The sequence below is a fragment of the Variovorax sp. FW301-JW7 genome (genome assembly GCF_058788795.1).
On sequence record NZ_JBYTBC010000005.1, the window covers coordinates 1 to 24,019 of the forward strand.

General features: G+C 66.0%; 22 protein-coding genes and 1 riboswitch. Of the genes, 16 read left to right on the plus strand and 6 right to left on the minus strand.

From position 1 onward, the window contains the following. Positions 1-89: 89 nt before the first annotated feature. From AC3WQM_RS15145 to AC3WQM_RS15160, 4 genes are all read right to left on the minus strand, one after another. Positions 90-860 (minus strand): SDR family oxidoreductase, encoded by a 771-nt coding sequence (locus AC3WQM_RS15145; protein WP_062478757.1) that lies wholly within the window; start codon positions 858-860, stop codon positions 90-92. Positions 861-948: 88 nt separating this feature from the next. Continuing rightward, positions 949-1,878: a pseudouridine synthase gene (locus AC3WQM_RS15150; RefSeq protein ID WP_492679820.1), complete on the minus strand. Its 930-nt coding sequence runs from the start codon at positions 1,876-1,878 to the stop codon at positions 949-951. Further along, positions 1,875-3,194, minus strand: a complete 1,320-nt coding sequence (locus AC3WQM_RS15155; RefSeq protein WP_492680372.1) for a leucine-rich repeat-containing protein kinase family protein — start codon at positions 3,192-3,194, stop codon at positions 1,875-1,877. Before AC3WQM_RS15155 ends, AC3WQM_RS15150 begins: the two co-directional genes overlap by 4 nt. A 114-nt stretch (positions 3,195-3,308) precedes the next feature. Further along, entirely contained in the window at positions 3,309-4,367 is a 1,059-nt protein-coding gene (locus tag AC3WQM_RS15160; RefSeq protein WP_062478751.1) for an MBL fold metallo-hydrolase, read from the minus strand. A gap of 94 nt (positions 4,368-4,461) precedes the next feature. Between AC3WQM_RS15160 and AC3WQM_RS15165 the strand changes: the two genes are divergently transcribed. The 9 genes from AC3WQM_RS15165 (at position 4,462) to AC3WQM_RS15205 (ending at position 13,814) form a co-directional block, all read left to right on the plus strand. Continuing rightward, the gene (locus AC3WQM_RS15165; protein WP_489062936.1) at positions 4,462-4,902 is read left to right on the plus strand and encodes a MerR family transcriptional regulator; all 441 of its coding nucleotides are present in this window, start codon (positions 4,462-4,464) and stop codon (positions 4,900-4,902) included. 6 nt (positions 4,903-4,908) lie between these two features. Next, positions 4,909-5,643: a carbonate dehydratase gene (gene can / locus AC3WQM_RS15170; protein WP_492679822.1), complete on the plus strand. Its 735-nt coding sequence runs from the start codon at positions 4,909-4,911 to the stop codon at positions 5,641-5,643. Between the two features lie 35 nt (positions 5,644-5,678). After that, positions 5,679-7,499 carry a bifunctional isocitrate dehydrogenase kinase/phosphatase gene (aceK, locus tag AC3WQM_RS15175; protein ID WP_062478759.1) on the plus strand — a complete coding sequence of 607 codons (1,821 nt, stop codon included), beginning with the start codon at positions 5,679-5,681 and terminating at the stop codon, positions 7,497-7,499. Positions 7,500-7,567: 68 nt separating this feature from the next. Continuing rightward, positions 7,568-8,752: an acetyl-CoA C-acyltransferase gene (locus AC3WQM_RS15180; protein ID WP_307638126.1), complete on the plus strand. Its 1,185-nt coding sequence runs from the start codon at positions 7,568-7,570 to the stop codon at positions 8,750-8,752. 90 nt (positions 8,753-8,842) lie between these two features. Further along, positions 8,843-10,090 (plus strand): glutamate carboxypeptidase, encoded by a 1,248-nt coding sequence (locus AC3WQM_RS15185; protein ID WP_487850637.1) that lies wholly within the window; start codon positions 8,843-8,845, stop codon positions 10,088-10,090. 40 nt (positions 10,091-10,130) lie between these two features. Continuing rightward, positions 10,131-11,261 carry an acyl-CoA dehydrogenase family protein gene (locus AC3WQM_RS15190; protein ID WP_492679824.1) on the plus strand — a complete coding sequence of 377 codons (1,131 nt, stop codon included), beginning with the start codon at positions 10,131-10,133 and terminating at the stop codon, positions 11,259-11,261. Positions 11,262-11,683: 422 nt separating this feature from the next. After that, entirely contained in the window at positions 11,684-11,965 is a 282-nt protein-coding gene (locus AC3WQM_RS15195; RefSeq protein WP_492679826.1) for a hypothetical protein, read from the plus strand. A 275-nt stretch (positions 11,966-12,240) separates the two neighbouring features. Next, positions 12,241-12,738, plus strand: coding sequence for a hypothetical protein (locus tag AC3WQM_RS15200; RefSeq protein ID WP_492679828.1), 498 nt, complete (start codon positions 12,241-12,243; stop codon positions 12,736-12,738). Between the two features lie 260 nt (positions 12,739-12,998). Next, positions 12,999-13,814, plus strand: coding sequence for a hypothetical protein (locus AC3WQM_RS15205; RefSeq protein WP_492679830.1), 816 nt, complete (start codon positions 12,999-13,001; stop codon positions 13,812-13,814). A gap of 64 nt (positions 13,815-13,878) precedes the next feature. Here the strand turns inward: AC3WQM_RS15205 and AC3WQM_RS15210 are convergent, their stop codons facing one another. After that, complete coding sequence (locus tag AC3WQM_RS15210; RefSeq protein WP_492679832.1) at positions 13,879-14,289, minus strand: hypothetical protein; 411 nt, start codon at positions 14,287-14,289, stop codon at positions 13,879-13,881. A gap of 168 nt (positions 14,290-14,457) precedes the next feature. Here AC3WQM_RS15210 and AC3WQM_RS15215 point away from each other — a divergent pair, with 168 nt between their 5' ends. From AC3WQM_RS15215 to AC3WQM_RS15230, 4 genes are all read left to right on the plus strand, one after another. After that, positions 14,458-14,889: a YchJ family protein gene (locus tag AC3WQM_RS15215; RefSeq protein WP_492679834.1), complete on the plus strand. Its 432-nt coding sequence runs from the start codon at positions 14,458-14,460 to the stop codon at positions 14,887-14,889. A 27-nt stretch (positions 14,890-14,916) separates the two neighbouring features. Then, positions 14,917-15,022, plus strand: a riboswitch (TPP riboswitch). A gap of 92 nt (positions 15,023-15,114) precedes the next feature. Then, on the plus strand, positions 15,115-16,998 hold the full coding sequence (thiC, locus tag AC3WQM_RS15220; RefSeq protein ID WP_492679836.1) for a phosphomethylpyrimidine synthase ThiC: 1,884 nt from the start codon (positions 15,115-15,117) through the stop codon (positions 16,996-16,998). Positions 16,999-17,080: 82 nt separating this feature from the next. Further along, complete coding sequence (locus AC3WQM_RS15225; protein ID WP_062478714.1) at positions 17,081-17,773, plus strand: HAD family hydrolase; 693 nt, start codon at positions 17,081-17,083, stop codon at positions 17,771-17,773. A gap of 86 nt (positions 17,774-17,859) precedes the next feature. Next, on the plus strand, positions 17,860-18,186 hold the full coding sequence (locus tag AC3WQM_RS15230) for a thioredoxin family protein (protein ID WP_307638119.1): 327 nt from the start codon (positions 17,860-17,862) through the stop codon (positions 18,184-18,186). Between the two features lie 37 nt (positions 18,187-18,223). Here the strand turns inward: AC3WQM_RS15230 and AC3WQM_RS15235 are convergent, their stop codons facing one another. Beyond that, positions 18,224-19,264 carry an AraC family transcriptional regulator gene (locus AC3WQM_RS15235; protein WP_492679838.1) on the minus strand — a complete coding sequence of 347 codons (1,041 nt, stop codon included), beginning with the start codon at positions 19,262-19,264 and terminating at the stop codon, positions 18,224-18,226. 127 nt (positions 19,265-19,391) lie between these two features. Between AC3WQM_RS15235 and AC3WQM_RS15240 the strand changes: the two genes are divergently transcribed. From AC3WQM_RS15240 to AC3WQM_RS15250, 3 genes are all read left to right on the plus strand, one after another. Continuing rightward, the gene (locus tag AC3WQM_RS15240) at positions 19,392-20,564 is read left to right on the plus strand and encodes an isovaleryl-CoA dehydrogenase (RefSeq protein ID WP_062478706.1); all 1,173 of its coding nucleotides are present in this window, start codon (positions 19,392-19,394) and stop codon (positions 20,562-20,564) included. A 147-nt stretch (positions 20,565-20,711) separates the two neighbouring features. Beyond that, on the plus strand, positions 20,712-22,391 hold the full coding sequence (locus AC3WQM_RS15245) for an AMP-binding protein (protein WP_492679840.1): 1,680 nt from the start codon (positions 20,712-20,714) through the stop codon (positions 22,389-22,391). Then, positions 22,388-24,010 carry a carboxyl transferase domain-containing protein gene (locus AC3WQM_RS15250; RefSeq protein ID WP_492679842.1) on the plus strand — a complete coding sequence of 541 codons (1,623 nt, stop codon included), beginning with the start codon at positions 22,388-22,390 and terminating at the stop codon, positions 24,008-24,010. Before AC3WQM_RS15245 ends, AC3WQM_RS15250 begins: the two co-directional genes overlap by 4 nt. Positions 24,011-24,019: the final 9 nt, after the last annotated feature.

Below are 24,019 nucleotides of genomic sequence, written 5' to 3' on the forward strand. Positions count from 1 at the left end.
TCGCCTTTCTTTTGCCTACGTTTCTTTGGCGAAGCAAAGAAAAGTAGGTCGCCTGCCGGGGCGAGACCCGGCCTCGGAACTCAAGACGATCAGCGCGCGTGCGTAACGCCCCCGTCCACCACAAGCGTAGACCCCATCACATAGTCCCCAGCCCGAGAGGCCAGGTAGATAGCGGCACCAGCCATGTCCTCAGGCGTACCAATGCGCCCAGCAGGAATCCGTCCTTTGACCTCATCCCCATGATCCCGCGCATCCTTATTCATATCTGAAGCAAACGCCCCAGGAGCAATCGCACTCACCACGATCCGATCCTGCGCCAACCGCAGCGCCATCCGCCGCGTCAACTGAATCAACCCCGCCTTGCTCGCCGCATACGAATAAGTCTCCTGCGGATTCACAGAAATCCCGTCGATAGAAGCAATGTTGATCACCTTCGACAGATGATCCGTAGCAGCCTTCTTGAGCATCGGCGTCAACGCCTTCGTCAGGAAGAACGGCGTCTTCAAGTTCAGGTCGACCACCTTGTCCCACCCACTCTCAGGAAACTCCTCATACGGCGCCCCCCAGGCAGCCCCAGCGTTGTTGACCAGGATATCCAGCGACCCTTCATGCTTCGCATAAGCATCGACCAGCGCCTGAGCGCCTTCCACAGTAGAAACATCCGCCGGCAGCGACACGCAATGCCCAAACGCCGACAGCTCCTTCGCCGTCTGGTCGCAAGCCGCCGCCTTGCGCGCCGAGATGTACACGCGCGCCCCCTGCGCCAGGAAGCCTTCGGCAATCATGCGGCCGATGCCGCGCGAGCCGCCGGTGATCAAGGCGCTGCGGCCCTTCAGTGAGAAGAGTTGGGTGGTGTCCATGTGCGTTTGTCTCCTGAGTGGTGGAAGAGAGGAAGTTCAATTCCCGTCAGGAGAAAGCTTAGTCCGCGACGCGCCCGCGCCGCGTCACCTAGGCGGCAGCAGGAGCAGAAGGCAGCGCCAACCGGCGCGGGCTCTCGAAGGTGCGCAAGGCGCCGTTCAGCGGGTCGATGAAAGACAGCGACCGCGCCAGCAGCTGCAGCGGCCTGTCGAAGTCGTCATTCCCCGCAGGCTGCAGCGTGGGATAGAACGGATCGTTCACGATCGGCAAACCCAGCGCCTGGCAGTGCACGCGCAATTGGTGCTTGCGGCCGGTGACAGGCGAGAGTTCCAGCAGCGCATGGCCGTCGCGCGCCTCGCGCAGCACGATGCGGGTCTCGGAATTCGGCTCGCCGGGCGCTTCGCGCATGCGCATGAAGTGGTCGTCGTCCACCAGCCGGCTGCGGTACACGGCGGGCACCGACGACACGCCCTCGTGCCACGGCACGACGGCCTCGTAGTGCTTGTCGATGCGCCGCTCGGGAAACATCGCCTGGTAGGCGCCGCGCGTCTCGCGGCGCACCGAGAACAGCACCAAGCCCGAGGTGTTGCGGTCGATGCGATGCAGCGGCACGAGGTCGTCCAGGCCGAGCTTGCGCTTCAGGCGCACCAGCAGGCTCTGCTGCACGTACTTGCCGGTGGGCGTGACGGGCACGAAGGGCGGCTTGTCGACCACCACGAGGTCGTCGTCCTGGTGCAGCACCAACTCTTCGAAAGGGATGGGCGTCTCGGCGTCGAGCGCGCGGTAGTAGTACACGCGCAGCGGCGACTCGTAACGCCGCGTGGCGGTGATGGGCACGCCGTGCTCGTCGCACACGTCGTTCGCTTCGATGCGCGAGAGCCAGGCTTCGCGCGAGATGGCGGGAAAGCGCTCGACCAGAAACCCGGCGATGGTGGGCCAGGGGCCGTAAGGCAGCGAGACACAACTCGGGCTCACGCCGTCGCGCGTGGGCATCGGAACGGGGAAGCGGGGGCGCGTCATGGCGCGGCGGCGTCCAGCACCGACAGCACCTCGGCGAACAACGGCCGTGCCGCGACCTCGGGCTGCAGGCAGCGCGCCGCGAGCGTGGTCAGGGGCGAAGAAGACGCCGCATCGTCACAGCGCTCCGCCAGCTCTTCGAGCAGGCAGCCGAAGGCGCGCATTTCCACGCCCTGCAGGGCCTTCGCCAGTGCCGGGTCGAGCGCGCCGGTCATCCAGCCCGCGCCGAAGTCGCCGAGCCGCCCGCCGTCCTGCGCGTGCCACAGGATGTTGTGGGCATACAGGTCGCCATGCAGCAGGCCGCGCGCATGCAGGTGCGCCATGGCCGCCGCGATGTCGCGCGCAATGCGCAGGGCGGTGCGAGTGGTCCAGCGCGCATCGTCGGCGTAGACGTCGCGGGTGCACGAGGCCAGGCTCGGCGGGCCCGCCAGCGTGCGGAACGAGGGCGGCACCAGCGCCATCACCAGGCCTTCGGTGCCGTCGGGGTGGCCGTCGATGCGGCCCTGCGCGGCGATCAGCGTCGGGTGCGCGCCGGCCGCGATGCAGGCCGCCATCTCGCTGTGCGGCCAGCCGTCGCTGGTGACGGCGCCCTTGAACAGCTTCACCGCCACGGGCAGCGCGGCGTCGTCCGGCGTGGCCAGCGTGGCGCGGTGGATCACGCCCGAGGCGCCTTCACCGAGCTTCGGGCCGAGCGTCAGGTCGCGCCAGTCGACGTGCGGCACGGTGGGGGCGTCGATGGCCGCGTCTTCGGTCGGCGCATCGAACGGGTTGCCCGCGCAGGCCAGCCAGGCCAGGCGCGGCAACGTGTGCAGCCAGTCGGGCAGCGCCTCGAAGCGGTTGGCCGACAGGCGCAGCAGCTCGAGCTGGCGGCAGCGGGCCACCGACGGCGGCAGGGCGCGCAGGCGGTTGCCGGCCAGCATCAGCTTCTGCATGCGGGTGCAGTCGCCGAGGGTGTCGGGCAATTCTTCGATGGCGTTGTCGGTCAGGATCAGCCAGCGCAGCGAGGGCGGCAGCGCTTCGGCGGGCACATGGACGATGCGGTTGGCCTTGAAGCCCACGATGTCGAGCTGGCGGCACTGGCCGATGGACGCCGGCAGTTCGGTGAAGCGGTTGTCGGAGCCGAACAGCACGCGCAGCTTGTGCAGGCGGCCGAGGTCGTCGGGCAGCGCGCTGAGCGCATTGCCCGTGAGGTTCAGCGTTTCGAGGGTGTCGGCGAGCGCAAAAATCTCGCGCGGGAACTCGGTGAGTCCGCACGAGAGGTCCAGTCGTCGTGCGCCAGCCAGCCGGCCGGCGCGCAGCTCAGCCAGCGTGTTCGACATTGTCATTCCCAGAGTCTATGCGGCCGCCGCCGGGCCGCCCCAAGGCGAGCCGTGCCTCCCCCTCGGGGGGTGGAGTTACACGCAGCGAAGCGAAGTGAAAAGCCGGGGGGGGCCTCAGGCTGCGCCGAAGCGGTAGATGCCGTCGGCGTCCAGCGTGCGCTTCACCTGCCCCGAGAACCACAGCAGGTGCAGGTGGGCCACGGTCTCGCCCATGGCGAAGGTGATCTGGTGCAGGTCGAGCTCGCGCTTGAACAGGATCGGCAGGCCTTCCGACGCCGTGATCGGGCGCGCGAGGCAGGCTTCGAGCAGTTCGGCCAGGCGGTCGCGGTGGTGCTCCTGCAGCTGGTCGACGCGGCGGTGGATGCCGGTGAAGGGCTTGCCGTGCGAGGGCAGGCCCAGCGTGTCGGCCGGCAGGGCCTTGAACTTGTCGATGCTGTCCAGGAACAGGCGCAGCGAATTGGCCTCGGGCTCACCCGCGTGCACGCTCACGTTGGTCGAGATGCGCGGCAGCATCATGTCGCCGCCCAGCAGCAGCTTCGGCTCGGCGCAGTACAGCGCGATGTGCTCGGGGGCGTGGCCGTAGCCGCTGATGCAGCGCCAGTCGCGTCCGCCGATGCGGACGATGTCGCCGTCCATCATGCGCACGTAGCGGGCGGGCACGCTGGGCACCATGTTGGTGTAGTAGCTGGTGCGCGCGCGGATCTTGGCGATCGACTCGGGGTTGGTGAGGCCGTGCGAGGCGAAGAAGTCGGCCGCCGCGTCGCCGCCCGCGAGCGTGTCGCCGGCGCTGCACAGCACGCGCGCCACGTGGTAGTCGGTGGCGCTGATCCACAGCGGCGCGTTCCAGCGCTGGCACAGCCAGTCGGCCAGGCCGATGTGGTCGGGGTGCATGTGGGTCACGATCACGCGCAGGATCGGCAGGCCCTGCAGCTGGGTCTCGAAAATCTGCTCCCACTGCGCGCGGGCCTCGTCGTGCGCGATGCAGCAGTCGACCACCGTCCAGCCCTCGACGCCGTCGATCGTGTCGCGCAGCAGCCAGAGGTTGATGTGGTCCAGCGCAAAGGGCAGCCGCATACGGATCCAGCGCACGCCGGGCGCGACTTCCAGTGCTTCGCCGGCGGCGGGCAGGGTGTCGCCCAGGGGGTAGTGGAGTTCGCGTTCGAGGAGGTTCATGTATGATTGACGTTTACGTAAACGTCATGGGTTGAGGCATCATTGTAGAGAATGCGCCGCCAACCTGCTGTCGCCCCCGCAACCCTTGCCGCCCATGCCCGCGCAGACCTTCACCATCAGCCAGCTCGCCAAGGAGTTCGATCTCACGACGCGCGCCATCCGCTTCTATGAAGACATGGGCCTGCTGTCGCCGGAGCGGGCCGGCCTGCAGCGCGTGTACAGCGCGCGCGACCGGGCGCGGCTCACGCTCACGCTGCGCGCCAAGCGCCTGGGCCTGACGCTGGTCGAGGCGAAAGACATCCTGGACATGTACGACAGCCCGCGCGACACCGTGCCGCAGCTGGAAAAATTCCTCGGCGTGCTCGGTACCCACCGCGCGCAGCTCGAGGCGCAGCTGGCCGAGCTGCAGGCCAACCTGGCCGAAGTGCGAGAACACGAGAAGAAAGGCCGCGCCACCCTGGTCAGGGCGCAGAAGGCCGCCAAGGGAGGGCCGAGCGCCCTGGGTACCGAGCCCGCAACCACTCACCGACAATAGATCACCATGTCCTCAGACAATCTCGACGACCTCTTTGCCCACAACCGTGCCTGGTCCGCCCAGATGGAGCGTGACCGGCCCGGCTTCTTCACCGGCCTTGTCAAGCAGCAGACGCCGCGCTACATGTGGATCGGCTGTTCCGACAGCCGCGTGCCCGCCAATCAGATCACCGGCCTGGAGCCGGGTGAAGTGTTCGTGCACCGCAACGTCGCCAACATCGTGGTGCACTCCGACCTCAACGCGCTCTCGGCGATCCAGTTCGCGGTCGAGCACCTGAAGGTCGAGCACATCATGGTGGTCGGCCACTACGGCTGCGCCGGCGTCAAGGCCGCGCTCAGCGGCAAGCGAATCGGCCTGGCCGACAACTGGATCCGCCACATCCAGGACGTGCGCGACCGCCACAGCGTGATGCTCGACAGTCTGCCCGAAGACGTGCGCGTCGATGCGCTGTGCGAACTCAACGTGGCCGAGCAGGTGGTCAACGTGGCCGTCAGCACCGTCATGGTCGACGCCTGGGCGCGCGGCCAGAAGGTGCGCATCCACGGCTGGACCTTCGGCGTGCACGACGGCCTGCTGCAAGACCTCGGCCTGAGCGCCGACGGCGACAAGCCGCTGGACGCCATCTACAAGGCCGCTGTGCAGCGCATCCGCTACAAGTGGAGCAAGCCGGCCGGCGCCTCGCCGTCGGCGCAGGCGGGTGCCGACGGCACCGAAGGCAACGAGACCCCGCCAGCCGCCTGAGCGAACCCGTCGCTGCCATCGCCGGTACCGTCGCCATGTTCCCGCAGCGCCTCGATTCCCCGCTGGCCTACGACATCGCGAAGGCGATGATCGACGGGTTCAACCGGCACTACCGGCTGTTCCGGGCCGAATCGGCGCGCGCCAAGCACCGCTTCGAGACCGCCGACTGGCACGGCCAGCAACGCGCGCAACGCGAGCGCATCGAGTTCTACGACCTGCGCGTGAACGAGGCCGTGGCCCGGCTCGAAAAAGAGTTCAAGGCCGGCGACCAGCCCATGGAGGTCTGGCACCAGGTCAAGCTGCACTTCATCGGCCTGCTGGTGAACCACCACCAGCCCGAGCTGGCCGAGAGTTTCTTCAACTCGGTCACCACGAAGATCCTGCACCGGGCCTACTTCCAGAACGACTTCATCTTCGTGCGCCCGGCCATCAGCACCGAGTACATCGAGCCGCGCGGCGCACCCACCTACCGGCCGTACTACCCGTCGCAGGCCACGCTGCCCGACATCATCGAGCAGATGCTCGACGACTTCGCGCTGCAGGGCAGCTACGCCAACAAGCGGCGCGACGCCGAGCGCGTGGCGCACGTCATCCTGAACCGCTTTCACCAGGTCAAGCTGCGCGCCAACTTCCAGCTGCAGGTGCTGTCGGGCCTGTTCTACCGGAACAAGGGCGCCTACGTGGTCGGCAAGATCATGAACGGCTTCACCGAGATCCCGTTCTCGCTGCCCATCCTGCACGACACCCACGGCAAGTTCTACATCGACGCGGCGCTGTTTGGCGAAGACGACCTGCAGATGCTGTTCAGCTTTGCGCGCGCCTACTTCATGGTCGACATGGAAGTGCCCTCGGCCTGGGTGCAGTTTTTGCGCTCGCTCATGCCGCGCAAGCCGCGCGCCGAAATCTACAACGCGCTCGGCCTGGCCAAGCAGGGCAAGACGCTGTTCTACCGCGACTTTCTTTCGCACCTGAACTACTCGAGCGACCGCTTTCGCATTGCGCCCGGCATCAAGGGCATGGTCATGCTGGTGTTCGACCTGCCCTCGTTCCCCTTCGTGTTCAAGGTCATCAAGGACTTCTATCCGCCGCAGAAGGACACCACACGCGAGCAGATCAAGGGCAAGTACATGCTCGTGAAGCAGCACGACCGCGTGGGCCGCATGGCCGACACGCTCGAGTACAGCAACGTGGGCTTTCCGCTCGACCGCTTCGAGCCCGAGCTCATCGAAGAGATCCGCAAGTTCGCGCCCAGCCAGCTCGAGATCGGCGACCGCGACGGCAACGGGGAGATGGAAGTCGTGCTCAAGCACGTCTACATCGAGCGCCGCATGATCCCGCTGAACATCTACCTGCAGGAAGCCTTCGACACGCTGGCCCACCCCGAGAGCCCGGCCCAGGCCCGGCGCGCCAAGGACCAGCTGGAGCACGCGGTCATCGAGTACGGCAACGCCATCAAGGACATGGTGGCCGCCAACATCTTCCCCGGCGACATGCTGTGGAAGAACTTCGGCGTCACGCGCGGCGGCAAGGTCGTGTTCTACGACTACGACGAAATCGAATACGTCACCGACTGCAAGTTCCGCAAGGTGCCCACGCCGCGCAACGAAGAAGACGAGATGAGCGGCGAGGTCTGGTACTCGGTCGGCCCGAAAGACGTGTTCCCCGAGACCTTCGAGCCCTTTCTGCTCGGCAACAAGGACGTGCGCGCCGCCTTCATGGCGCACCACGCCGACCTGCTCGACGCCGCCTTCTGGCAGCACCACAAGGAACGCATCCAGGCCGGCCAGATGCTCGATGTGTTCCCGTACGAAGAGTCGCAACGCTTCCAGCACGAAGGCCACGCGACGCATTTCTGACCGCCCGTTTCCGATTTCCGTTTCGTTTTGTCTTTGATTTCACTTTCACATCATTGAAGGAGACCTCCATGTCCGAATCCATCGTCATCGTCGGCGCCGCCCGCACCCCCATGGGTGGCTTCCAGGGCGATTTCTCGTCCCTCTCCGCGCACGACCTGGGCGGCGCGGCCATCAAGGCGGCCGTCGAGCGCGCCGGCATCGCGCCCGAGAGCGTGGGTGAAGTGCTGTTCGGCAACTGCCTCATGGCCGGCCAGGGCCAGGCCCCGGCGCGCCAGGCGGCCTACAAGGGCGGCCTGCCCGATAGCGCGGGCGCCGTCACGCTCAGCAAGATGTGCGGCTCGGCCATGAAGGCCGCGATGCTCGCGCACGACCTGCTGCTGGCCGGCACGCACGACGTCATCGTGGCGGGCGGCATGGAAAGCATGACCAACGCACCCTACCTCATGCTCAAGGGCCGCGGCGGCTACCGCATGGGCCACGACAAGATCTATGACCACATGATGCTCGACGGCCTCGAAGACGCCTACCAGCCGGGCCGCTCCATGGGCACCTTCGGCGAAGACTGCGCCGCCAAGTACAACTTCACGCGCGAGCAGCAAGACGCCTTCGCCATCGCCAGCGTGCAGCGCGCCAAGGCCGCCACCGAATCGGGCGCCTTCAAGGACGAGATCACGCCCGTCACCGTCAAGGGCCGCGGCGGCGACACCGTCATCTCCATCGACGAAGGCCCGGGCAAGGTCAAGCTCGACAAGATCCCCACGCTCAAGCCCGCGTTCAAGAAAGAAAACGGCACCATCACCGCCGCCTCGAGCTCGTCGATCAACGACGGCGCCGCCGCGCTGGTCATGATGACCGAGTCGCATGCCAGGAAGATCGGCGCCAAGCCGCTGGCGCGCATCGTCGGCCACGCCACGCACGCGCAGCAGCCCGAGTGGTTCTCCACCGCGCCGGTCGGCGCCGTGCAGAAGCTCTTCGCCAAGACCGGCTGGAGCGTGAAGGACGTCGACCTGTGGGAAGTGAACGAAGCCTTCGCCGTCGTGCCCATGGCCCTCATGCACGAGCTCGACGTGTCGCACGACATCGTCAACGTGAACGGCGGCGCCTGCGCGCTGGGCCACCCCATCGGCGCCAGCGGCGCGCGCATCATGGTTACGCTGCTGCACGCGCTGAAGGCGCGCGGCAAGAAGCGCGGCGTCGCCACGCTGTGCATCGGCGGCGGCGAAGGCACCGCGGTCGCGCTCGAATTGCTATAACGCCAGGAGCCGCCGGCGCCCGGGAGAGGGCGCCGGCCGGTTTCCACCCCGGACAGTTCAAACAAAACCATGCGTAGAGCAGGAGATTTCATGCGCCCATCCATTCACCGTACCGCCGTTGCCGCCGTGCTCGCTACCGCCTTCGTGGCAGGTGGCGCCTGGGCCCAGAAACGCGACAACGTGCTGTTCCAGGCCGCCACCGACGAGCAGCCGGCGGTGATCAAGACGCTCGAGAAGCTCGTCAACATCGAGACCGGCACCGGTGACGCCGAAGGCATGGCCGCCGCCGGCGCGTACCTCGAAGGCGAGCTGAAGAACCTCGGCTTCACCGTCACGCGCAGCAAGTCGGCCGGCCTCGTGGTCGGCGACAACATCGTCGGCAAGCTCAAGGGCCGCGGCGGCAAGAACCTGCTGCTCATGTCGCACATGGACACCGTGTACACCAAGGGCACGCTCGCCAAGGCGCCGTTCCGCATCGAAGGCGACAAGGCCTACGGCCCCGGCATCGCCGACGACAAGGGCGGCAACGCCGTCATCCTGCACACGCTCAAGCTGCTGAAAGACTACGGCGTGCGCGACTACGGCACCATCACCGTGCTGTTCAACACCGACGAAGAAAAAGGCTCCTTCGGCTCGCGCGACCTGATCCAGGAAGAAGCCAAGCTGGCCGACTACGTGCTCTCGTTCGAGCCCACCAGCGCCGGCGACGAAAAGATGTCGCTCGGCACCTCGGGCATCGCCTACGTGCAGGTCAACATCACCGGCAAGGCCTCGCACGCGGGCGCCGCGCCCGAGCTGGGCGTGAACGCGCTGGTCGAGGCCTCTGACCTCGTGCTGCGCACCATGAGCATCGACGACAAGTCGAAGAACCTGCGCTTCAACTGGACCATCGCCAAGGCCGGCAACGTGTCGAACATCATCCCGGCCAGCGCCACGCTGAACGCCGATGTGCGCTACGCACGCAACGAAGACTTCGACGCCGCCATGAAGACCCTCGAAGAAAAGGCGCAGCAGAAAAAACTGCCCGAAGCCGACGTCAAGGTGCTCGTCACGCGCGGCCGTCCGGCCTTCAACGCGGGCGAGGGCGGCAAGAAGCTGGTCGACAAGGCCGTGGTCTTCTACAAGGAAGCCGGCGGCAGCGTGGGCGTCGAAGAGCGCACCGGCGGCGGCACCGACGCAGCCTACGCGGCGCTCTCGGGCAAGCCCGTGATCGAAAGCCTGGGCCTGCCCGGCTTCGGCTACCACAGCGACAAGGCCGAGTACGTCGACATCAGCGCCATTCCGCGCCGCCTGTACATGGCCGCGCGTCTCATCATGGACCTGGGCGCCGGCAAGTAAGCCTCGCACCCACCGACAAGAAAGAACTGGAGACAACGCCATGCTGCTCAGCGCAGACCAGGAAGCCATCCGCGACGCCGTGCGCGATTTCTCGCAGGCCGAGCTCTGGCCCAACGCCCCGAAGTGGGACCGCGACCACAGCTTTCCGAAGGAAGTGCACCAGGGCCTGGCCGCGCTGGGCGCCTACGGCATCTGCGTGCCCGAGGAGCATGGCGGTGCGGGCCTCGACTACCTCACGCTCGCACTCGTGCTCGAGGAAATCGCGGCCGGCGACGGCGGCACCAGCACCGCCATCAGCGTGACCAACTGCCCCGTCAACGCCATCCTCATGCGCTATGGCAACGCGCAGCAGAAGAAGAAGTGGCTCGAGCCGCTGGCCCAGGGCCAGATGCTCGGCGCCTTCTGCCTCACCGAACCGCAGGCCGGCAGCGACGCCTCGAGCCTGCGCACCACCGCACGCAAGGACGGCGACGGCTACGTGATCGACGGCGTCAAGCAGTTCATCACCAGCGGCAAGAACGGCCAGGTCGCCATCGTCATCGCGGTGACCGACAAGGGCGCCGGCAAGCGCGGCATGAGCGCGTTCATCGTGCCCACCGACGCGCCCGGCTACAACGTCGCGCGCTTGGAAGACAAGCTCGGCCAGCACAGCAGCGACACCGCGCAGATCAACTTCGACAGCTGCCGTATTCCGGTCGAGAACCTCATCGGCGCCGAAGGCGAGGGCTACAAGATCGCCCTCGGCGCACTCGAAGGCGGGCGCATCGGCATCGCCGCGCAGAGCGTGGGCATGGCCCGCAGCGCCTTCGACGTGGCCGTGGCCTACGCCAAGGAACGTCAGGCCTTCGGCGGCGCCATCTTCGACCAGCAGGCCGTGGGCTTTCGCCTGGCCGAATGCGCCACGCAGATCGAAGCCGCGCGCCAGCTCATCTGGCACGCCGCCAGCCTGCGCGACGCCGGTCGGCCCTGCCTGAAAGAAGCCGCCATGGCCAAGCTCTTCGCCAGCGAGATGGCCGAGCGCGTGTGCAGCGCCGCCATCCAGACCCTGGGCGGCTACGGCTACGTGAACGACTTCCCGCTGGAGCGCATCTACCGCGACGTGCGCGTGTGCCAGATCTATGAAGGCACGTCGGACATCCAGAAGCTGTTGATTCAACGCGCGCTCGCCTGAGATCGTCTGATCACGTGAACCAACGCCGCGACCTGGGTGGGTGATGTTTCGGGTGGGGCGGTGCGTTCCAGTCGCTGACGCTTGACGGGCGTCCGAGCGACCGCGTACATTGCTTTTGCCTCGTGATGAGCGAGGCCGGGATTGGCGTCCCGCTGACATCCTGCGACGAAAGCCGCAGTTACCGCACAAGGTCTGCGGCTTTTTCATTCGCGCTTCTTTTTTAGGCGGCTCGAATGGGAGGGCTCGCGCCCTGCCGGTTTCCGCAAGGATGTCCCGGTACGCCAACCCGTTCGAGCTGCCGCCCCCGATTGGCGTCGGGTGCGTCGGTTGTTGCAAATCGACATCCTTGGAGGCCTATGGCCCATGCTTCAAACGCTCGCACTGACGCCGGTTGCCCTTGTGCGTCCGATCGACCCACTGCCTTGTTCAAGCCCTTCGAATGGGTTGAAGGCGAAGGGCTCTCTTCTTCACTGCAAAGCCATGCTGCGTTCCTCAACGATGCGCGCGATGTAGTGCAGGGCGCTCAGACGTTGGTAGAGCTGCTCGGCTGGGACGAGGATCGGCGCGACGCCGCTTCTTCTGATGCGAGCGCCGCTCCGCTTTTCGATGCATGCCAGCGCAGTTCGTTGCAGCGGTTTCTTGCGGTCTCGCTGGGGCTGCTTCATGCGCGGATTGAAGCGCAGTGCGAGGTTTTGACTGAGTAGGAGCATGACGCGAGGGCGTTCTTCTCGTTTCAGAAGACGTGGGCCTGGGCACTCTTTCGTTGCCCTGCTTGTGGCCTGGAGCGGGCATCCAAGTGTGTGAATCCGTTTGGGTCGCAAAGCCACCCAAACAGGTCGGATGCGCCGCAAGACTTCATTCGGACTTCATCAAGCTCGAACCCACCCGCGATAGCCTGCGGCAGCAATGTCGCTCTTCGTACGTAGGCTCAAACCAAATGGCACAAGCTCGGCAAGTTGAGGGCAACCGAACGCCGATCTTGGCACGCCTGCTGGAGCTCCTTTGCGTGGCGATTTCTTGGTTCGCTCTGATCCTCGCGGCACCGATTTTTTTCATCGCGTGTTTTGATGCCACGCACCTGACGCATCGAATCAGCCCCTCCGAGCAAGATCACATCGAAATCGTTTCCCGTTACGCACGGACTTTCATCGATCAGAACAAAAGGCTCCCGGACCACGACGAGTACCGAAATTGGGTGGTCGCCACCGACAAACAGCAAGGGACGCATCTCGATGGGCTCGGGTACTCCTTGCACACGGAATGCGCGAAAGAGATCGGGGACTTCTGTGTGGGCTTCTTGGCCGACGATGTCTGGGTGACCTACAGGTCAGGGCAGGCAAGCCTTGCGGAGGTGGCGATCGATGGCCGTCTGGGCGAGGCATGGCTCGAAGGAGTTGCCCTTGCAGGATTGCTGGCCATCGCCGTCGTCTTCAGGTGGGCAGCTAGTATCAAGCGGAGGTCTTCGCAAATTGAATGATTTCTTCAGAGGTGCTGCGATGTCTCTTGTAAGCCCGAAGCCGAAGTTCATTTTGCTCCGAATCTCAACGAATGAAAAAATGCACGCGTCGTGAGATGGAACTCGGGTTGAACTTACTCGAGCGCCATCGTTGGCGGCCGTAATGCGGGCACGGTTTGAGTGCACAACAGCAACCCGTTTTTTCCTGTCCAATGGGAAGCATGGCTTACTTCTTCGCTAACCAAGGTTCGTCCTTTGAATTCCTTCGAGATGAGGGGTACATGTTCACCACGTACCTTGATCGCGACGGCGCGCCAACACCGAATGTGCCGCCGCTGGAAAACATGGAGCCGGGTGACACGGTCATCATTAACCTTGACGGCCTCGTCGGCGTAGCCAAGGTCATCTCCAAGGTGCCTGACTTCCCGATGACAAAAGAATTCGCCTTCGCGACCAACAAGCTCGAAGGCAGGTTTCGAAGGCCCGAATCAGCGCAGTGGATGGCAGGCATGAAGGGGCTGCGTGTGAATGCCGCGTATGAGCCGCTCCCGTCCAAAATCAGGTACCAAGATTTCGTCCCGCAGATCCTAAAAGCACAAGCCGAATCCCCAAACTCGCGGCAACCATTCGACGTCAACGGCAACGCCAATCAAGGGACCTTCTACTGGCTCGACATGCCGCTGGCGCGTGTGCTTCTGGAGATTATTGGTCGGCCTCTGCCGACGATTCCTGGACCGCCGCCATTGCCTCCAGAGGCGCCTGGTCCTTACGTGGCGAAGTTCGCTTCGCGCGAGATTCGTCCGGAGCAGAGCGCTTTTCGCGATCTCATGTTGAAGATCTGGAAAAAATGCCCAGTGACGGGGATCCAGAACCCGGCTCTCCTTGATGCCGCGCACTTCGAGGATTGGCGCCAGCACAACGGCGAGAGCGCCGGGATGCTGCTCAATCCACTGATTCATCGTGCAGTGGATCGCGAGATCATGGAGATTCAGCTCGATCCGTCATGCAAAAAATGGCGTATTCGTGTGCTCGTGAAGGACGATCCGTACATCAACAAGTTTGATCGGATGGAGTTTCCAAATCCGCTGGCGTTGTAGGCGACTCGCTCGATAGCTGCCCCGCTTCCAATGACTGCTCCTGGCCGGTTGCAGGCAGACAAACCTATTGCGCGTGAACTCTAAATCCCAAGTAGAGAAAAAACGCCACAACCGCCCCGACGATGGCAAGCCCAATCGACCACGGAATGTCCATGTCACTGCGCTCGCGACGCGAGACGCCATCCATACGGGTCAGCATCGTGCGTCGCTGGTCTGGCGTGTTGATGAGGAACTTGACGACGCCTGCAATGCCGCAAAGGGCAACGGCGCCCCCGATGATCATCAATCCCCAAACTTCCATATTGAACGTGATGGGAAATGCACCATCGGCGCTTGCGACAAAGGGTTCGCGTCCCCGTCGCGTGACAACGATTTGTCCGGCGCGCCATGCGTTGAATCCGTGCAGAAAGGCGAAGACGCCCAAGGAGAGGGTCGCAGCGAGCAGGAAGAACAGCTTGAGGAATCGCAAAAGCATGCTTTGGTGTTCAGCTTGAAGGAACGAAACGCCAGACGACTGTAGCGACACAAGCCATTGGCGCAAGAGGCCCCGGCGCCTTTGGCCCCGGCAGGTCCTCGCAAAGCGGGCATGCCCGGAAGCCCCCCTTCAGCCCCCACCGCGCCAAGTGTTCCAATAGACCCCTTCATGAGCGCCACCGACCCCACTCCCGGCCCCTGCCCCTGCGGCCGTACCGACCGTCGCGACAAGCCCATCGGCTACGCCCTGTGCTGTGGGCGCTACCTCGACGATTTCGAGAACACGCCGGCGCCCGACGCCGAATCGCTGATGCGTTCGCGCTACTCGGCCTTCGTGCTGGCGCGAGCCGACTACCTGCTCGCCACCTGGCATGCGTCGAAGCGGCCAGCCTCGGTCGAGTTCGAGCCGGGCGTCAAATGGCTGGGGCTGGACATCCGATCGCGTTCGGTGCTCGACGCCGACCACGCCGAGGTCGAGTTCGTCGCCCGCCAGCGCGGCGCGACGGGCGTGGCGTTCCGCCTGCACGAGCGCAGCCGCTTCGTGCGCGAGAACGAGCGCTGGTTCTACGTCGACGGCGACCTGCACCAGCCCCCGGGTTGACGGCGGCGGGCTTCGGCCCGCACAATCGGCCCCGCTCCGGGGTGCACACACGTGGTGTGCTGAGATGGCAAAGCTGCCGACCCGCGAACTTGATCCGGGTCATACCGGCGTAAGAAGAGCTGCACTCCCTGACTTCGGTCCGTCACTCCCTTTTCTGGTGGCGGGCCTCCCGAGGTCCACTGAGCGATTGCGGAGCACCCTTTCTCTCAACAAGGAGTGCCTCCGATGAATGCCCCCGACAAGTTCACCTCGCTGCTGTCGCTGACGCGCGAACCCTTTCCTGCCTCGCACAAGTGCGTCATTCCGGGCAGCCGGCCCGACCTGTTCGTGCCCGTGCGCGACGTGGCGCTGACCAACGGCGAAACCGTCTCCCTGTACGACACCTCGGGCCCCTACACCGACCCGAAGGTCGAGATCGACGTGCGCCGCGGCCTGCCCGACGTGCGCAGCGCCTGGGTCATCGAGCGTGGCGACACCGAAAGCTACGAAGGCCGCACGCACCACGCGCTGGACGACGGCGCCAAGAACGAAGACCGCGACGCGCAGCGCCTGGCCGAACTGCGCGCCGGTGCCTCGGCACTGCAGCGCACGCCGCGCCGCGCCAAGTCGGGCGCCAACGTCACGCAGATGCACTACGCGCGCCGCGGCATCGTCACGCCCGAGATGGAGTACGTGGCGCTGCGCGAGAACGGCAAGCGCGAGTGGATGGCCGAGTACCTGGCCAACGAGGAGCGCGCCAAGCGCGTGGCGGGCAACCCGATGGGCGCGAGCATTCCGCGCATCATCACGCCCGAGTTCGTGCGCGACGAAGTGGCCCGTGGCCGCGCGATCATTCCCGCGAACATCAACCACCCCGAGGTCGAGCCGATGGCCATCGGGCGCAACTTCAAGGTGAAGATCAACGCCAACATCGGCAACTCGGCCGTCACCTCGAGCATCGAGGAAGAGGTCGAAAAGCTGGTGTGGGCCATCCGCTGGGGCGCCGACAACGTGATGGACCTGTCGACCGGCAAGAACATCCACACCACGCGCGACTGGATCGTGCGCAACTCGCCGGTGCCCATCGGCACGGTGCCGATCTACCAGGCGCTCGAAAAGGTGGGCGGCGTGGCCGAGGACCTCACCTGGGAAATCTACCGCGACACGCTCATCGAGCAGGCGGAGCAGGGCGTCGACTACTTCACCATCCACGCGGGCCTGCGCCTGCCGTTCATCCATCTCACGGCCGACCGCATGACGGGCATCGTGTCGCGCGGCGGCTCGATCATGGCCAAGTGGTGCATCGCGCACCACAAGGAGAGCTTCCTCTACACGCACTTCGAGGACATCTGCGACATCATGAAGGCCTACGACGTGAGCTTCTCGCTCGGCGACGGCCTGCGCCCCGGCTCGGGTGCCGACGCGAACGACGAGGCCCAGTTTGCCGAGCTGCGCACGCTGGGCGAACTCACGCAGATCGCCTGGAAGCACGACGTGCAGACCATGATCGAAGGCCCGGGCCACGTGCCGATGCACATGATCCAGGCCAACATGGACGAGCAGATCAAGCACTGCCACGAGGCGCCGTTCTACACGCTCGGCCCGCTGACCATCGACATCGCACCGGGCTACGACCACATCTCCAGCGCCATCGGCGCCGCCATGATCGGCTGGGCCGGCACGGCGATGCTCTGCTACGTGACGCCCAAGGAGCACCTGGGCCTGCCCGACCGCGACGACGTGAAGCAGGGGATCATTGCCTACAAGATCGCCGCGCACGCGGCCGACGTGGCTAAGGGCCATCCGGGCGCGCGCTCGCGCGACGACGCGCTGAGCAAGGCACGCTTCGAGTTCCGCTGGCAAGACCAGTTCAACCTGGGCCTGGACCCCGACACGGCGCGCGAATTCCACGACGAGACGCTGCCGAAAGACTCGAGCAAGGTGGCGCACTTCTGTTCGATGTGCGGCCCCAAGTTCTGCTCGATGAAGATCACGCAGGAAGTGCGCGAGTACGCGGCCAAGAAGGGCGTGGCCGAGACGGCTGCCATGGCCGAGGGCATGGAAGAGAAGTCGAAAGAATTCATGGCCGGTGGCGGCGAGATCTACATCCCGATCCGCCCCGTGGCCTGAGATGACCCGATAGCTTGAGTCTCCCCGTGCGGAAAGGGGGCGTTGCTACCATGGGGCCAGACCCCTGAACTCCTGCCTCGCAATGACCCCTTTCCCCTTTTCCGCCGTTCTCTTCGATTGCGACGGCGTGCTCGTCGATTCCGAACCCATCACCAACCGCGTGCTCGCCGACATGCTCGGCGAGCTCGGCTGGCAGCTCACGGCCGAGGAATCGATGAACATCTTCACCGGCAAGGCCGTGAAGGACGAGACGGCGCTCATCGAGGCCAAGACGGGCTTCAAGATCACCGACGACTGGCTGCGCGGTTTCCGCGCCCGCCGCAACGAGGCGCTGGACCGCGACCTCGTCGCCATTCCCCATGCGCCCGCCGCCATCCGCGAGATCCATGCGCGGCTCAAGGGCCGCATCGCCTGTGCCTCGGGTGCCGACCGCCACAAGGTCGAGCTGCAGCTGGCCAAGGTCGGCCTGCTCGACTGCTTCGAGGGCCGCATCTTCAGCGGCCACGAGATGCCGCGCTCCAAGCCGCATCCCGACGTGTACCTGGCCGCGGCGGAAGCGCTCGGTGTCGACCCGAAGCGCTGCGCGGTGGTCGAAGACACGGTCACCGGCGCGATGGCCGGCGTGGCCGCGGGTGCCACGGTGTTCGGCTACAGCACGGGCGAGTCGGGCCACAGCGGCCCGGGCGCGCTGCGCGCCGCGGGCGCCGTGGCCGTGTTCAGCGACATGACCGGGCTGCCCGCATTGCTGGCTGGCTACGGCCTGCAGGCGGCCTGAGTTTCTGGTGCAATGACGCCCGTCAGCGTGTGGTGCGCCCGTCGCCTTCACGCGCTCCTTCCCACGAATTCGCAAGGACCCAGCCCATGACCTCCGAGTACCAGACCGAGCAACCCGACCGCAGCGAGATCGACGCGCTCCAGGGCCCGGCCGTGGTGGAGTTCGGCACCAACTGGTGCGGCATCTGCAAGGCCGCGCAGCCGAACATTGCCGAGGCCTTTGCCCGGTACCCGAACGTGCGCCGCATCAAGGTGGAAGACGGCAGCGGCCGCCCGCTGGGACGCTCGTTCAACGTGCGGCTGTGGCCCACGCTGGTGTTCATGCGCGACGGGCAACAGGTCGCGAAGCTGGTGCGGCCGGAAGACAGCCAGTCGATCGCCGATGCGCTGGCGTTGATCGATTCGCCGGCCTGAAGTCCGGCGTTCAGGGCGCGCGCCCTGAACAAGCGCCCTACAACCCCAGCTGCCGGAAATCCCGGGGCGCGTGCCCCGTCCACTGCAGGAACGCACGCGAAAAGCTCTTCTCGTTGCGAAAGCCCACCGCCAGCGCCACCTGCTTGATCGGCCGCGTGGTCCGGCGCAGTTGCTCCACCGCGAGCTCGTGCCTCACCTCGTTCTTCAGCACCTGCAGCGAGGTTCCCTCTTCATGCAGCTGCCGGTGCAGCGTGCGCCCCGACACATTCAGCAGCCCCGCCAACGCCTCCGCCGTGGTGGCCTCGCCGGCGCGCGCGCGCAGCAGTTCGCGCACGCGCTGGCCCAGCAGGCGGTCGCGGCGGTACTGCAGCACCGTGAGTGGCAGGGCGCGCTTGAGCATGGTGCGCAGCGCGCGCTCGTCGCGCAGCAGCGGCAGCGCGAGATAACGCTCGTCGAAGCTGATGCTGGCCTGCGGCGCGTCGAAGTGCACGTCGGGCGTGAACATCAGCGGGTAGGCGTCGCGGTGCGGCGGCGCCGCGAACGGAAAGGTGGCCTGGCGCAGCGAGATGCGCGAGTCGATGGCCCAGCACACGTACCCGTGCATGAAGCGCAGGCTGGTCACCAGGCAGAACTCGCGGAACGTGGGGTCGAGCGGGCGGTTCTCGGTGATGCGCAGCGTGGCCACGCCGCCGGTCACTTCCAGGGCGAGCGTGATGTCCTCGGTCAGCAGGCGGTGGTGGCGGCACCAGCGCTTGATGGCCACGCCCAGGTCGGGCGAGGTGAGCGAGGCGCGGCACAGCATGCCGTAGCTGCCCCAGGGCAGGCGGCGCGAGAACCAGCCCAGCGCCTCGTCGTCCAGCTCCTGCATCGCGTGGCCCGACAGCGCCTCGAACTGCGCGGCCGTCACCCGCGCGCCGGGGCGGGCCAGTTCGCGCGGCGCGATCTGTGCCGCCTGCAGGGCCTGCGCCGGGTCCTTGCCGTAGCGGGCATACCCTTGCACGATGGCTCGCACGAAGGCCATCGGCGTGACGGCGCGGGCGGGTCGCAGGAAGGCGGGGGACGACGTGGTGGAGGGCATCGGTCGTGGCGCAATTTGCAACCATTGTGGCGCCAATTGCGGCGCCACGAGGCGTAAGCTGCGTTTTTTCAAGCGCCATCCGCGCGGGCAGCCCTGCGCGCCGACCCCTTCAGAGGAGACAAGACTCATGCACGATTTCGGCCTCAACTTCGACCTGGGCGACGACATCGACGCGCTGCGCAGCGCGATCCAGGACTTCGCCGCCAACGAAATCGCGCCCCGCGCCGCCGAGATCGACCGCGACAACCTGTTCCCGCACGACCTGTGGCAAAAGCTCGGCGAGCTGGGCCTGCACGGCATGACGGTGAAGGAAGAGTTCGGCGGCACCGAGCTGGGCTACCTGGCCCACATCGTGGCCATGGAAGAAGTCTCGCGCGCCTCGGCCTCGGTGGGCCTGTCGTACGGTGCGCACTCCAACCTGTGCGTGAACCAGATCCACCGCAACGGCAGCGAAGCGCAGAAGAAGAAATACCTGCCCAAGCTGGTGAGCGGCGAGCACGTGGGCGCACTGGCCATGAGCGAGCCCAACGCCGGCTCCGACGTGGTGAGCATGAAGCTCAAGGCCGACAAGAAGGACGGCTACTACGTGCTCAACGGCGGCAAGATGTGGATCACCAACGGCGGCGACGCCGACACGCTGGTCATCTACGCCAAGACCGAACCCGAGATGGGCGCGCGCGGCATGACGGCCTTCATCGTCGAGAAGAACTTCAAGGGCTTCTCGGCCGGCACCAAGCTCGACAAGCTCGGCATGCGCGGCTCCAACACCTTCCCCCTGTTCTTCGACAACTGCGAAGTGCCCGAAGAGAACGTGCTCGGCGGCGAAGGCATGGGCGCCAAGGTGCTGATGAGCGGCCTGGACTACGAGCGCGCCGTGCTCTCGGGCGGCCCGCTGGGCATCATGGCCGCCTGCATGGACGCCGTGATTCCCTACATCCACGAGCGCCAGCAGTTCGGCCAGAGCATCGGCGAGTTCCAGCTGATGCAGGGCAAGATCGCCGACATGTACTCGACCTGGCAGGCCACCCGCGCCTACGTGTACGCCGTGGGCAAGGCCTGCGATCGCAACGACCATGCGCGCACCTTCCGCAAGGACGCGGCCGGCGCCATCCTGTACTCGGCCGAGAAGGCGACCTGGATGGCCGGCGAGGCGATCCAGACGCTGGGCGGCGTGGGCTACACCAAGGACTTCCCGGTCGAGCGGCTGTGGCGCGACGCGAAGCTGTACGAGATCGGCGCGGGCACGAGCGAAGTGCGGCGCATGCTCATCGGGCGCGAGCTGTTCAGCGAAACGGCGTAAGTTGTTTTTCTCCCTCCCCCGCCGGGGGAGGGCAGGGGTGGGGGCAAGCGGCGTTCGATGAAGCACTGCGCCAAGCAAGCGTCGCCTGCCCCCATCCCAACCTTCCCCCAGCGGGGGAAGGAGCCAGACAAGGAGACAAGGAAGGAAATGAACATGACCGCTTCGTTGACCGAGAGCTACGGCCAAGGCGCCACGGACGTCCCCCTCATCGAGCAAGCCATCGGCGACTTCTTCGACGACATGGTCGAGAAGCAGCCTGAACGCGAAGCCCTCGTCAGCCGCCACGAAGGCCAGCGCTTCACCTACCGCGAGCTGCAGACCGCGTCGAACAAGCTGGCCAGCGCGCTGCTGAACCTGGGGCTCGTGCCCGGCGACCGCGTGGGCATCTGGTCGCACAACAACGTGCCCTGGGTGCTGATGCAGATCGCCACCGCCAAGGTCGGCCTGATCCTCGTGAACATCAACCCCGCCTACCGCACCTCGGAGCTCGAGTACGCGCTCAACAAGGTCGGCTGCAAGGCGCTGGTGACGATGGCGCAGTTCAAGACCAGCGACTACCTGGGCATGCTGCGCGAGCTGGGCCCGGCCAAGCTGCCGCTGCTGCAGCACACCTTCTGGATCGACAAGCCCGGCCAGGGCGACGAGCAGCCCGGCATGCGCCGCTTCAGCGAACTGCTGGCCGGCGGCGATGCGGCCGACGCGCGCGTGGCCGCCACGCAGAAGACGCTGAAGGCCACCGACCCGATCAACATCCAGTTCACCAGCGGCACCACGGGCTTTCCCAAGGGCGCGACGCTCACGCACCGCAACATCCTGAACAACGGCTTCTTCATCGGCGAGTGCATGAAGCTCACGCCAGCCGACCGCCTGTGCATTCCGGTGCCGCTGTACCACTGCTTCGGCATGGTGCTGGGCAACCTGGCCTGCCTCACGCACGGCTCGGCCATCGTGTACCCGAACGACGGCTTCGACCCGCTCACGGTGCTCGAGACCGTGCAGGCCGAGAAGTGCACGGGCCTGCACGGCGTGCCCACGATGTTCATCGCCGAGCTGGACCATCCGCGCTTCAAGGAGTTCGACCTGTCCACGCTGCGCACCGGCATCATGGCCGGCTCGCCGTGCCCCATCGAGGTGATGAAGCGCGTGGTGAACGAGATGCACCTGGGCGAGATCACCATCGCCTACGGCATGACCGAGACCAGCCCCGTGAGCTGCCAGAGCAGCACCGACACGCCGCTCGACCGCCGCGTGTCGACCGTGGGCACCGTGCAGCCGCACCTCGAGGTGAAGATCATCGACCCCGAGACCGGCGCGATCATGCCGCCGGGCCAGTCGGGCGAGCTGTGCACGCGCGGCTACTCGGTGATGCACGGCTACTGGGAAGACGAGCCCAGGACGCGCGAAGCCATCGACGCCGAGCGCTGGATGCACACCGGCGACCTCGCCACCATGGACGCCGAGGGCTACGTGAACATCGTCGGGCGCATCAAGGACCTGGTGATCCGCGGCGGCGAGAACATCTACCCGCGCGAGATCGAAGAATTTTTGTACCGCCACCCGAAGGTGCAGGACGTGCAGGTGGTCGGCCTGCCCGACAAGAAGTACGGCGAAGAGCTGTGCGCCTGGATCATCGTCAAGCCCGGCCAGACGGCCACCGACACCGAGATCCGCGATTTCTGCAAGGGCCAGATCGCGCACTACAAGGTGCCCAAGTACATCCAGTTCGTCTCCGAGTTCCCGATGACGGTGACCGGCAAGATCCAGAAATTCAAGATCCGCGACGCCATGACCGAGCAGCTCGGTCTCAGCCAAGAAAAGACAGCATGAGCAAACTCGAAACCAAACTCAACGCACGGTCGGCCGACTTCCAGGCGAATGCGGCCGCGATGCGCGCGCTGGTCGACGACCTGCAGCAGCAGTTCGCGAAGGTGGAGCAGGGCGGCGGCGAGGCCGCGCGCGCCAAGCACACGGCGCGCGGCAAGTTGCTGCCGCGCGACCGCGTGGCCGAACTGCTCGACCCGGGCACGCCCTTCCTCGAGATCGCGCCGCTGGCCGCGCATGCGATGTACCTCGACGGCAAGGGGGCCGAGTCGGCACCGGGCGCCGGCATCATCACCGGCATCGGCCGCGTGAACGGTGTCGACTGCATGATCGTGTGCAACGACGCGACCGTGAAGGGCGGCACCTACTACCCGCTGACCGTCAAGAAGCACCTGCGCGCGCAAGAGATCGCCGAGCAGAACCGCCTGCCCTGCATCTACCTCGTCGACTCGGGCGGCGCCAACCTGCCGAACCAGGACGAGGTGTTTCCCGACCGCGAGCACTTCGGCCGCATCTTCTACAACCAGGCCAACATGAGCGCCCAGGGCATTCCGCAGATCGCGGTGGTCATGGGCTCGTGCACGGCCGGCGGCGCGTACGTGCCGGCGATGAGCGACGAATCGATCATCGTGAAGAACCAGGGCACCATCTTCCTGGGCGGCCCGCCGCTCGTGAAGGCGGCCACCGGCGAGGTCGTGTCGGCCGAAGACCTGGGTGGCGGCGACGTGCACACGCGCCTGTCGGGCGTGGTCGATCACCTGGCGCAGAACGACCTGCACGCGCTGGCGCTCGCGCGCTCGGCGGTGGCCAACCTGAATGCGAAGTCGGCCGAGAAGCCGGAAGGCGCCGCGGTGCGCGCGCCCGATTTCCCGCGCGAAGAGCTGTACGGCGTGATCCCCACCGACACGCGCAAGCCCTTCGACGTGCGCGAGATCATTGCGCGCATCGTCGACGGCAGCGAGTTCCACGAGTTCAAGGCCCGCTTCGGCGCCACGCTGGTCTGCGGCTTTGCCGAGATCGAGGGCATGCCGGTCGGCATCATCGCCAACAACGGCATCCTGTTCAGCGAGTCGGCGCAGAAGGGCGCGCACTTCATCGAGCTGTGCTGCCAGCGCAAGATCCCGCTGGTGTTCCTGCAGAACATCACCGGCTTCATGGTCGGCCGCAAGTACGAGAACGAAGGCATTGCGCGCCACGGCGCCAAGATGGTGACGGCCGTGGCCACCGCCAACGTGCCCAAGTTCACGATCATCATCGGCGGCAGCTTCGGCGCCGGCAACTACGGCATGTGCGGCCGCGCGTACAGCCCACGCTTCCTCTGGATGTGGCCCAACGCACGCATCAGCGTGATGGGCGGCGAGCAGGCCGCGAGCGTGCTGGCCACCGTGAAGCGCGACGGTATCGAACTGAAGGGCGGCAGCTGGAGCGCCGACGAAGAAGAAGCCTTCAAGGCCCCGATCCGCCAGCAGTACGAAGACCAGGGCCACCCCTACTACGCCACCGCGCGCCTGTGGGACGACGGCATCATCGACCCAGCCGACACGCGCCGCGTGCTGGCACTGGGCCTGGCCGCCTCGCGCAACGCGCCCATTCCCGAGCCGAAGTTCGGCATCTTCCGCATGTGACCAGGGGCA